This is a genomic window from Paracoccus amoyensis (assembly GCF_014490725.1).
Taxonomy (GTDB): domain Bacteria; phylum Pseudomonadota; class Alphaproteobacteria; order Rhodobacterales; family Rhodobacteraceae; genus Paracoccus; species Paracoccus amoyensis.
The window spans coordinates 1-11044 of sequence record NZ_JACOQL010000012.1; the positions used below are offsets into that span (position 1 = coordinate 1).

Genomic DNA, 11044 nt, shown 5'->3' on the forward strand with positions numbered 1-11044 from the left:
GCAGTTCCTGCAGGATCTGCACCACAGTCTTATTATGGAAAATCAGCTGGTTGCGGCGACGTCCGGCCAGCCAGAACCACGGCCTGAGCGTCAGATCATAGCGATGCCCGTTCTCGCCCACGCCCGCCCACCGGGCGGAGGTGACGATGCCGTCGAAGGGCCGCAGCTGGTCATGGGCGTCAATCTCCACCGTCGCATGGGTGCCGACGAGCGCATCGAAATCCAGATCGTCACGGGTGGCCAGCGCCTCGACGCGATACTCGAAAAGGTCGTTGAGATGATCGCTGCCATCGAAACGCAGAAGAACCAGAACATCGGCGCCAAGCTCCGTGGTCAGACGACCCAGCCGCTCGGCCTGGCTGAAAGGAGCGTTCATAAAACCTCCGAATCGAAATCAACAAATAATAACCCGCTGTGTTTATAGCCGGTCAGAACCGCTCTGAATACCCGCTGGAAAGGCTGTGCCGGCGCTCCTGTCGATTATATCCCGCCCCCGATCAGCAGCCCATCACGCCCGGCAGAACGTGAGGTGGCGCGATACCCCCGACTTCCGCCCCCTTCCGCCTCCCCGCCGGTCCAAGGCGCGATGTATGACTTGCCATGCGTGCGGGGCTGAGCCTCATGGGGGATGCAAGATGGAGGCGCTGGGCATGGTGAAGCGATTGAGGTTGAACGAGAAATCGGCAGGCGACACCGGAACCGGGCCGGGACTATCAGATCTTCGACAGCGAGGTGCGGGGGTTCGCGATCTGCATCTACCGCTCTGGCAACCGGGCCTTCACGCTGGCTTACCGTCATGCCAGGCGGCAGCGGCGGATGACGCTGGGCCGCTGGCCGGAATGGTCCACGGCTGCGGCGCGGGAGCGGGCGAAGGAGCTGCGCCGCGATATCGATGCCGGAGGCGGTCCGCTGGGCGCCAAGGAGGACGGACGAGACGCGCCCCGCGTGAAGGATCTGATCGAACGCTATGCCGAGGTGCATCTGCCCAATCTGGCCACGACCAATGCCTCGGATCAGCGTTCGATGCTCACGAAGCTGGTCGGCCCGGACTGGAAAAACCGCCTCGTCACCGAGATCACGCCCTATGATGTGGAAAAGCTGCTGAACCGCATCGCAGAAGGCCGCGCCCGACCGCACAAGGCGAAACCCCACAATCGTGCCCGGAAACTTCAGGGATCGAAGCCGACCCCGATCCGCGCCAATCGTGTCGGCGAAGTGCTGCGCAAGATGTTCACCTACGCGCAGGGCTGGAACTGGCGCGAGGACAATCCGGCCTCGGGCTTCCGGCGCTGGATCGAGAACCCGCGCGAGCGGTTTCTGTCGCAGGACGAGATCCGGAAACTTGCCGCCGCGCTGGACGCGGCCGAGGATCGGCGCGCGGCGGATATCATCCGGCTCTGCATGTTGACCGGGGCGCGAGTCGGCGAGGTGTGTCAGGCGCGGTTCGAGCATTTCAACCTCGAACATCTCAGTTGGTCGAAACCGGCCAGCATGACCAAGCAGCGCAGGGTCCACCGCCTGCCGATATCGGATGAAGCCGCCGCCATTGTCCGCCAGCGCCAGCTGCTTGTGCCGCGCGGCTGCCCGTTCCTGTTTCCCGTCGATGTGCCGGGTCAGCCGGTCAAGGAAATCCGGCGGTTCTGGCATCAGATCCAGAAACAGGTCGGGATCCCCGATGTCCGGATTCACGACCTGCGCCACACTTTTGCCTCGCTGCTGGTCAGCGGCGGTGCCTCGCTGGAGATGATCGGCAAGCTTCTGGGCCACAGCCAGACCCAGACCACAGCGCGCTATGCCCACCTGATGGATTCGCCCCTGCGTGCGGGCGTCGATGCCGTGGCCAGCGCCTTCCGGCCGAAGCCGGTGCTGGTGCATGATGCCGAGGATCTGGCGCGCAAGTGCGCCTGATCCCAAGCAACTGCGGCGCTGGGCGACGTCCCCCTGCCCTACGCATCCTCCTGCAACGACTTCCAGATTGGCCCGAGCCTGCGGCGGATCGTGCTTTCGTCGGGAACCTCGCCATCTTCAGAATGCTGCGCGAACCAGTCGAGCGCGATGGCAGTCCATTCGCCCTGCGTCGCAGGCACACCTTCGACATGAACGCGGCGGATCAGGTAAGCCAGCACACCCTCCCGGTCGTGGCGTGACGGGGCACCGCTGCTGACGCGTCGCATCAGCCCGTTCGCGGTCTCGAAGCGCTGCATCTCCTCGGCGGCAATCAGCAGACTGCTGATCCGGACCTCAACGAAATCGGCTGGGTTTTCGATCAGCACCCAATCCTCCGTCTCGACGGGGCGAAAACGCCGCAGGGTCGCAGCTTCAGGGCCGCCCCAGAAGAGGCCCAATATGTCGGTTACCGGGATTGCGACGAAGCCGGCATGGATGTGGGCGCCCTGAATCACCGGCCGTATCGCTGTCACAATCTCCAGCCGTCCGGTCGCGGCCCATCCTGCGAGCCCGCCCAATGTACAATCCCATCGGAGCGCGGCCTCCTGGACCGTGTAAAACGCACGTTGCGGCAATGCCATGTCTGTCTGCTATTCCTGTATCCGTTGGCGCTGGCCACCCTTCCCCCAAGTCCAGGCACCTGCTTCATTTTCCGATCATGCAGGCACATCTCTCCCGATCACGGGCTTTGAAAAAGCCCGCGTCGCCCGACCGCATCGGGCGTGATTGGGACGCTTTGTTCACCACCAGAGCGCGATTTGGCAAGAAGATTTGGCTGTGGAAAACGGACTCTTTGTTCTTGACATGTTCCACCGCCAGCAAGCGCTGATGCTGTTGGCGGCAACCGGCATAATCAATTCCGCCGGTTGTGGTTTCGACCGCATTCGACGGCATTCAGACCCGGCACCCAACCACGCTGATTAGCCGCGAACCGCCGCAAACCCAGCAAAACATGGGGTGGCATAACCTCCCGGCAATTACGCCAGCTTCCGCCTCTCTGCCGGTGCTTCCGATGTGATTGTTCTTCTTCCCGTCAGCCGTCCGACCCGGGCGGCATGAAAAGGAGGCAAGAGCATGACACAACCCAAAGCTGCGGACCCGGAGATCGAACCGCGCCTGCTGCGCGGCTGGATCAGCCGCTACGATCTGGCGCAGGAGCTGGGCCTGACGGTCGACACGCTGGGGCGCTGGGAGCGACGCCGCAAGGGTCCGGCCTGCGTCCGCGCCGGTCGCAAGATTTTCTATCGGATGAGCGTCGTTCAGGACTGGCTGCAATCGCAGGAGATGCCCCGTGTTGCCGATACCAAGCCCGGCAAACCACGGGTGCGGGCATGAACGCCATGACGCCGATCTCCGCCGCAGATACATGCCACGTTGCCAGCAGCCCCTGCCCGGCCGACTGGCCCGCCCAGCGCCTTTCTGAAGCCCGCAGCATTGTCGCCGATTTCGTCCATCACCCGGACAGCCTGATCATCCTCGCCTGTCACGCCATCGCCGCGCATAGCCCGGATCCGCAGGAACGCCGCGAAGCGCTGGCACTCGCCGGGCTGCTGATCGCAGTTTCGAACCGGAAGCCGAAAGGCGGTGCCGCATGACGCGCCGCACCCCGGAAGCCGATATCCAGCGCGCCATCGTTCACACGCTCCGCATCGTGCTGCCGCGCGATGCCATCATCCACCATTCCGCCAATGAGGTGGGCGCGGGCGGCAAAGCCGCACGCCAGCGTCAGGCGATACTGACCGGCATGGGGGTGTTCCCCGGCTTCGCCGATCTGATCGTCCTAACTGGCGGGCAGGTGCTGTTTCTGGAGGTGAAGAGCCCGTCCGGCCGTCTCAGCCCTACCCAGCGCGCGTTCCGCGACAGGGTGCAGGCGCAGAGTTGTGGCTGGGCGCTGGTCCGCTCGGTCGAGGACGCGCTGGGCGCGCTCGCCGATCACGGCATCACCACCCGCGCCCAGGCGCTGAGCCCGCGCCGGAGGCCCTTCCCATGAGCCATTACGCGACAAACTGGGCCATCCAGCAGCGAGGTCTCAAACCCGCGACAAAGATCGTGCTCTGGCATCTCTGCGACCGCCACAACCCGGATTTCGGCTGCTTTCCGACCCAGGCGCGGCTGGCCGCCGATTGCGAGATCAGCCGATCCGCCCTCAACGATCACCTGCGCAAGCTGGAATTGGCCGGTCTGATCCGTCGCTTTGCCAACGTCGATCCGGTGACGAAACGCCAGCAGCCGATCCGCTACATTCTGGGCTTCGAGGACGGGTTCGACGGCCCGAATTCGGACCCGTCTCCGGAATTCGGACATGGCGATTTTCCCGGGTTTTCGGGCGATGATCCTGACGGCGAAGCACGGCCAACGTCGCCGGGTGCAGCCAACCTGTGTCCGGAAAATCGCGATTTCCGTGTCCGAAATCCGGACACTAACCCTGTAAGAGAACCATTAAGGGAACCAGTAAAGGAGGAGGAGGACGCGCGAGCGCGCGATGATGGATTTGAAGAGTTTTTTGGAAACCTGCTCGACGCCCTCGGTCTGGACACCGATACCGCCCTTCCGGGCTGGTGGCGGGGCTGGCCACCCAGAGAGCATGTCCGGCGCTGGATCACCGATCTCGGCCTGACCGAGGACCGGATCATCGCCGTGGCCCGGGACAGCCGTAGCACGCATCCCGAACCACCGGACGGGCCCAGAGCGCTGGACCGGGCCATGGAGCGGGCGGCACGGACAGCCGAGGCCCCGAAACCCGCCGAGTGCGACAAGCGGCGCAAACGCAACGGCAAGCCTGCTGACACGCCGCGCGCCAGCATGGACGAGATCGCGGATTTCTACGCCGGGCTGGTGAACGGGGATGGCTATCTGTCCTCCAACGCCATCTCGAACAGCGTGCGCAATGCCATGCTGGAGCGCGGGCTGGTCACGGCGGAACGGCTGAGAGCGCGGGGCGTGGCATGAGCATCCATTCCCGCTTTACGCGACGCGGTGCCCGCGCCAAACGCGCGCTGGGCATCCAGCAGGCACTGGAATGGGCCTTTCGCACCGAGAAAGCCCGGCTGGAACTGCCGGAACCGCCCGACCCCGAACGCCACGGCAGCCCCGGCTTCGGCCTCGAATATGTGCTCATGCAGCGCGCCGCGCTGGGCTGCCGCATCGACGGCGGGAGCTACAAGCCGGACAGCTCTACCCACGAGGATGCCGAGGTGATCGCCGCCTGCGTGGCAGGTCTTCCAACGTCGCTGGGCGGCCTACGCATGGCGATCCGCATCGCAGAACTCGCCCGGGCTGGCATGACCCCGGACTGGATGCCCGGCGCCGTGCCTCGCTGTGCCGGTCGAAATTAAGCGCAACCAGCATGGCACCCGTTCGATCACCGTCCCGGTCGGCAACGTGCGGGTCTTGTCGCGCGGCAAGTGGCGAACGGTCGAGCTGCGCGCCTGCCCGGTCACCTGGCCGCCGGATCCCGACCAGATCGCCGCCGCGCGACGGCACTACGCGCAATGGTTGCTGGCGCTGGACTGGGTGAGGGACGGGTTGCGCGACGGCGGCATGTTGCGGAGTATCGACGTGACAGCAGTGATGCCGAAACGAGCGCCGTGGGCGTGACGTGCCATCGAAATCTTATGCCGAACCCTGGCCTTAGCCAGACGGAGGACGGTTTAGGGTTTCTCTCCTGCATCGCTTTGGCCATAGTCGAAATCTGTGTTTTTCGACCAAAAGCATTCAGGTGAAAAGATGTTGAACAGGTCCGAAACTGAGGCAATATCTGCGCAATTCACGGATGTCCTGCAGTTCTGGCACCGCCTCGAATTCTTCAGTCCCTTTGACCTGGACAAGCGCGTCGAACCTTCCGAGCGAAAGCACATTTTATGGCTCCGGGAAGATGACCTGCAGGAAGATCTCGCGAAGCTTGCCGCATACACGCCTCCGCCGGGCAAACGCATAACAAGCGCATATCTGTTTGCTGGCGTCTTCAACATGGATGCGGTTGAACGCTTCGCCAACGAACTGGCACCTGCAAGCGATGGCGCCGATGCGTTCGAGGATGCAGAACGCGGTCTGCCGGAGGGGCGCAGCTGCTTTGCCCAGTTCGGCCTCGGGGCCGGATTCGGGATCAATTTTGACGATATCGAGGTTTCTACGCTTCCCTGGGCGATGGGGCAGTGTCGCAAGAGCGGCCTGAACGCTCTTGGCCATCGGGCCTACCATAGCAGCCAACAGCGGCTGAAGGACGACTTCCGCAGAATCCGCGACCTCGCATCGGCAGACATGGCGGCGCCACTTGCCAAGGCAACCATCCTTGATGTGCTGGCCGCTCTTGAGACCTGGGCAAATTTCGAGCTTTCAAGGGGTGATATCCCTGTCGCCTGCGTGGAAATCAATCTCGGTGACGCAAAGCCCGGTAAAGCCAAGGCAGACACGTCGCCCGAGGAAGTTTCGGAACCATCTGCCGTTGATGGTTATGTCGGCATAAGCACCGAGGATACGGAAATTGACGAGGTTAAAGAGCCAGACGATCTCCAGATCGGCATTCTGAACAGCTTCTTCATTACCGATCTCGAAGCGGCCATGGACCGTGTGGAGCAGGGTGGTGATTTCTGCGCTTTGACCCCATATCTGATGGCGAGGCCGGAAGACACACCGATCGACCTCTACGGCGCAGACGGGGCGGATGCTGTTCGTCAGGGTCTTTCACCTGAGCTATCAAACCGCGGGCGCTGGATGAGCCCGCCTGACAATGCCATGAGCCTGATGCAGCAATTCGCGATCAACAAGGTGATCGCCATGCGGAATGGACAGGGCCTGTTTTCGGTGAACGGCCCCCCGGGCACCGGCAAAACCACGCTGCTCAGGGACATCATCGCCGACAACATCGTCGCGCGTGCCGAAATTCTCAGCCGGTACAGGAAAGCCTCCGAAGCATTCGAAACGCAGAAGATCAAATATGACGATGGCCAGGGACATTCGGCGACGGTTTCGATTCTCAAGGACGAGCTTGCCGGGTTCGGAATGGTCGTGGCATCCTCGAACAATGCTGCCGTCGAAAACATCTCACGCGACCTGCCGAAGGCTTCGTCGATAACCGCGCCAGAGGGTTTCGGCTATCTCCGGCCGGTTGCGCATAAGCTTGCGACGCAGAAACCCGATGGCACATTCGAAAATCTGCCGGACCGTGACAGGCCTTGGGGGCTGATCGCCGCAGCCTTGGGTAAGAAAGCGAACCGTCGCCTCTTTCGGGACAGGGTTTATATTCCCGTCAAGGCAACACCCGAGACGGATGGTGGCAACATCGTTTCGCCGTTGACCATCTGGCAGTGGGCAAAGAATTACGCGGGACCAAGCTTCGCAAAGGCGTCGGCAGCATTCCGAGAGCAGTCGAAGCTGGTCGAGGAGGAAACGACCAAAGCTGCCCGCTTTGCCGAACTTGGCAATGTGCTGGCCATGCACACGCTCGATAGCTTTGTGACCGGGCATCGCCGCAAGCTGGAGGACGCGGCCCTCCGCGTGGATCATGCGGAAGATGAGCTTGAGCAATCAAAGAAGCTCGTGACCGCTCTGGAACGGGATCTGGACGACCTGAAGGAAGAGGAACGCCTTCTCGACCGGCAGCGCCCTGTCTGGTGGTCCCGCCTTCTCGGTCGGCCGGCAGCCCAGGCCCACCGCATGCGGGTCCAGGAAAACGCCGACCGTCAAATTGGCCTTCGAAGACGTCTCGGCGAAGCTCGGGCCAATGCTGATGCCGAGAAACCCCGACAACTGCGGCTGGCGAACGCTGCCCTGCAAGAGGCCACCGACGATCTGGCTGCGGCCGAGGACAAATTTCGGGGTATGGAAGCCGAGTTCCAAAATCTGAACCAGCAAGGTTACACACTGCCAGCTACCGGGCTTGATGATTTTGAACAGGAAGCGGTCCAGATTTCCGGGCTATGGCACAGCGAAAGGCTTGCCAGCGCGCGGTCTTCGCTGACATGCGCTGCCCTGACTCTGCACGAGGCATGGCTTGCCGAAGTTATCCAGACGGGCAGAGGGTTTGGCGGCAATATCGTCGCTGTGGGCCATCTTCTTGACGGGTATATCGTCGATGATCCGGCTCCGATCTGGGAAAGCCTGTTCATGGTGGTCCCCGTGATTTCGACCACCTTCGCATCCTTTGCCCGTCAATTCACCGACATGGGGGCAGGCTCGCTCGGATGGGTGTTCATCGACGAGGCGGGACAGGCCGTGCCACAAGCGGCCGTGGGTGCCCTGATGCGCGCGCGCCGTGCCGTCGCTATTGGCGATCCATTGCAGATCGAGCCAGTATTCACGCTTCCGAAGGGATTGATCGACACGCTTGCGCGGCTATCCCCCGCGACGGCGGACGGGGCATGGTCGCCTGACCGAAAATCGGTGCAGGTGCTGGCGGACCAGTCCAATCGCTTCGGGGCCAGCATATCCACCGACGGCGACGAAACCATCTGGATCGGCAGTCCCCTCAGAGTTCATCGTCGGTGTTCCGACCCGATGTTCAGTCTGGCGAATGAGATCGCCTATCAGGGAAAAATGGTATTTGGTGGTAAAGAGCGACTGCCCGTTGGCGATGTCACCCCCGATCTGGGGCCGAGTGCATGGATCGATATCAGGGGCAAGGCCGTCGGAAAGCAGAACGTGCCCGCGCAGGTGGAGTTCATGGCGGAGCTCGTGCACAGAGCGAGCTTGCAGCAAGGACAACTGCCGGATCTCTATGTGATCTCCCCCTTCAAGGAGGTCGCCACAGCCATGAAAGAAGCTTTCTGGAAAATGGACTGGCATCATCTGCGGCTGACCAAACGCGAGCTTACCAAATGGCTGGGGCAACGTGTCGGCACGGTGCACACATTCCAAGGGAAGGAGGAGGAGACAGTCTTCATGGTCCTGGGCGTCGATGCAACGAAACCCGGCGCTGCTGGCTGGGCGGCATCGAAGCCGAACCTTCTGAACGTCGCGCTGACCCGTGCGAAAAGGCGATTCTACGCTGTGGGAAACCACGAACTGTGGTCACAGATGCCCGGCTTCAACCTCGTTGCACGCGAACTGCCCGTGCTGACGCCGCAGGATGCGCTGCGGCGGATCGAGAAAACCGAGGCTGCGGAAGACGTTTTGTAGTGCTGAGTGGACCGCAGGTAGGACACCAAGGGCCACAGTATTTACGAGAGCATTCCAAGAATGTCGAATATCCGAGACGCCAGGCCGAGAACAGATAGGCAACAAAACAGTTTGACATTCGTGCCCCTGTTGACTCATAGCCCAAGCATCGGAGACGAGCGCGAGAAAAACAGACCGTCTCAGGCGCTCTCTCGTTCAGACCCTCCAGCCCTACCCCCTGCCTTGGTTCCTCCCCGGCAGCATCCGTATTCGGGGGGCGCAGCGCGGAAGGTTTCTAGCGTCAGGCGATTTCACCGGGGAAGCCACCCGGAATCCAGGCAGCCATCCTGAGCGCCGTTTCGACCAACAAAACAAGGCTTTGAGTATCCCGCCGGGTGGATTTCCGGATTCCAAAATCGGAATCTAGCCGGAATCCACAGCGGTGGAATCCACCACCCGAAGCCACCTCAACCACAGGACCACCCTGCCCATGGACCTCACCTTCGCGCCGCGCCAGATCGAGTTCTGGCCGATCGCGCGGCTGCGCCCCTATGCCCGGAACGCCAAGATGCACGGGCCCGATCAGGTCGCCCGGATCGCGGCCAGCATGGCCCGCTTCGGCTGGACCGTGCCATGCATGGTCGGTGACGATGGCGACCTGATTGCCGGTCATGGACGGGTGCTGGCGGCGGCGGAACTGGGGCTTTCGGAAGTGCCGGTGATCCGGCTCAGCCATCTCGACGAGGCCGAACGCCGGGCCTATCGGATCGCCGACAACAAGCTGACCGAGCTTGGCGACTGGGACGAAAGCCTGCTGCGCGACGAGGTGGCTGGCCTGCTGGCCGACGATTTCGACCTCTCGCTGCTGGGCTTTGCCGAGGATGAGCTGGAAGCCCTGCTGCAGGATCCGGATCTCGGCGAAGACGGCGCGGCGGAGGGCGAGGATGAGGTGCCCGAGCCGCCCGCCGATCCGGTCTCGGTGCCGGGCGATCTCTGGCGGCTTGGGCTGCACCGGCTGATCTGCGGCGACAGCACGTCCGCCGATGTGGTGGCAAAGCTGCTCGGCGATGTCCGGCCGCTGCTGATGGTCACCGATCCGCCCTATGGGGTTGAATACGACCCCACCTGGCGCAATGCCACCGGCGCCGCCAAGACCAAACGCACCGGCAAGGTGCTGAACGATGACCGGGCCGACTGGCGCGAAGCCTGGGCGCTGTTTCCGGGCGATGTGGCCTATGTCTGGCACGGCGCGTTGCACGCCACCACCGTCGCCGACAGCCTGATCGCGGCCGGGTTCGATATCCGCTCGCAGATCATCTGGGCCAAGGACCGGCTGGTTCTGAGCCGGGGCGATTACCACTGGCAGCACGAGCCCTGCTGGTACGCCGTGAAGAAGCGCGGCAAGGGCCATTGGGCGGGCGACCGGAAGCAGACCACGCTGTGGCAGATCGCCAACAAGGATCAGGATGCGGAAACCGTGCATGGCACCCAGAAGCCGGTCGAATGCATGCGCCGCCCGATCCTGAACAATTCCAGTCCAGGACAGGCGATCTACGAACCCTTCATGGGATCCGGCACCACGCTGATCGCCGCCGAGACCACCGGCCGGGTCTGCTACGGCATCGAGCTGAACCCCGCCTATGTCGATGTCGCCATTGCCCGCTGGCAGAACCTGACGGGCCAGGCTGCGGTGCTGGGTGGCACCGACCAAACCTTCGTCGATCTGACCGCCACAAGACGCTGAGACCATGAATGACCTGGCTTTACCTGCCTCCGGATGCGCTTCCGGGACCGATGATGCATGCCTCTTCGGGCTCTCCCTCTGCTCCGGTGCTGGCGGGATCGACCTCGGCCTCACGCTCGCCCTGCCCGGATATCGCACTGTGATGGGGTGGATGCCTCCCTCCCCGACGGCATCGCGATGTGCCAGACCTTGAAGTGTCAAACGCAAGGAAATGGAAGGAGGCATCCATGAAGAAAGCTACCATCATCGGCATCGATC

Annotated in this window: 11 protein-coding genes and 1 pseudogene; 10 read left to right on the forward strand and 2 right to left on the reverse strand. The window is 62.8% G+C overall.

The window, feature by feature from the left end; genetic code table 11:
- The coding region (locus H4P12_RS18390) for a contractile injection system protein, VgrG/Pvc8 family (RefSeq protein WP_281390506.1) at positions 1-376 on the reverse strand (376 nt) is incomplete at its 3' end.
- 356 nt (positions 377-732) lie between these two features.
- On the opposite strand from H4P12_RS18390, the gene H4P12_RS18395 reads away from it, so the two are divergent.
- Complete coding sequence (locus H4P12_RS18395) at positions 733-1908, forward strand: tyrosine-type recombinase/integrase (protein WP_425498240.1); 1176 nt, start codon at positions 733-735, stop codon at positions 1906-1908.
- A gap of 38 nt (positions 1909-1946) precedes the next feature.
- On the opposite strand, the gene H4P12_RS18400 is transcribed toward H4P12_RS18395, so the two are convergent.
- Positions 1947-2528, reverse strand: coding sequence for a hypothetical protein (locus H4P12_RS18400; protein ID WP_187795085.1), 582 nt, complete (start codon positions 2526-2528; stop codon positions 1947-1949).
- A 145-nt stretch (positions 2529-2673) separates the two neighbouring features.
- Between H4P12_RS18400 and H4P12_RS18405 the strand changes: the two genes are divergently transcribed.
- The 9 genes and pseudogenes from H4P12_RS18405 (at position 2674) to H4P12_RS19115 (ending at position 10929) form a co-directional block, all read left to right on the forward strand.
- Entirely contained in the window at positions 2674-2871 is a 198-nt protein-coding gene (locus H4P12_RS18405) for a hypothetical protein (RefSeq protein WP_187795086.1), read from the forward strand.
- A 150-nt stretch (positions 2872-3021) separates the two neighbouring features.
- Complete coding sequence (locus H4P12_RS18410) at positions 3022-3282, forward strand: helix-turn-helix transcriptional regulator (RefSeq protein ID WP_187795087.1); 261 nt, start codon at positions 3022-3024, stop codon at positions 3280-3282.
- A gap of 5 nt (positions 3283-3287) precedes the next feature.
- Positions 3288-3542, forward strand: a complete 255-nt coding sequence (locus H4P12_RS18415) for a hypothetical protein (protein ID WP_187795088.1) — start codon at positions 3288-3290, stop codon at positions 3540-3542.
- Positions 3539-3937 carry a VRR-NUC domain-containing protein gene (locus H4P12_RS18420; RefSeq protein WP_187795089.1) on the forward strand — a complete coding sequence of 133 codons (399 nt, stop codon included), beginning with the start codon at positions 3539-3541 and terminating at the stop codon, positions 3935-3937. Before H4P12_RS18415 ends, H4P12_RS18420 begins: the two co-directional genes overlap by 4 nt.
- A complete protein-coding gene (locus H4P12_RS18425; RefSeq protein ID WP_187795090.1) occupies positions 3934-4896 on the forward strand; it encodes a helix-turn-helix domain-containing protein in 963 nt (320 codons plus the stop codon). The genes H4P12_RS18420 and H4P12_RS18425 overlap by 4 nt, the downstream gene beginning before the upstream one ends.
- A pseudogene (locus tag H4P12_RS18430) lies at positions 4893-5544 on the forward strand (hypothetical protein). The gene H4P12_RS18425 and the pseudogene H4P12_RS18430 overlap by 4 nt, the downstream one beginning before the upstream one ends.
- 129 nt (positions 5545-5673) lie before the next feature.
- Positions 5674-9063: a DEAD/DEAH box helicase gene (locus H4P12_RS18435; protein ID WP_187795091.1), complete on the forward strand. Its 3390-nt coding sequence runs from the start codon at positions 5674-5676 to the stop codon at positions 9061-9063.
- 469 nt (positions 9064-9532) lie between these two features.
- Entirely contained in the window at positions 9533-10786 is a 1254-nt protein-coding gene (locus H4P12_RS18440) for a DNA methyltransferase (protein ID WP_187795092.1), read from the forward strand.
- 8 nt (positions 10787-10794) lie between these two features.
- Positions 10795-10929, forward strand: a complete 135-nt coding sequence (locus tag H4P12_RS19115) for a hypothetical protein (RefSeq protein ID WP_281390507.1) — start codon at positions 10795-10797, stop codon at positions 10927-10929.
- The last annotated feature ends 115 nt before the right edge of the window (positions 10930-11044 follow it).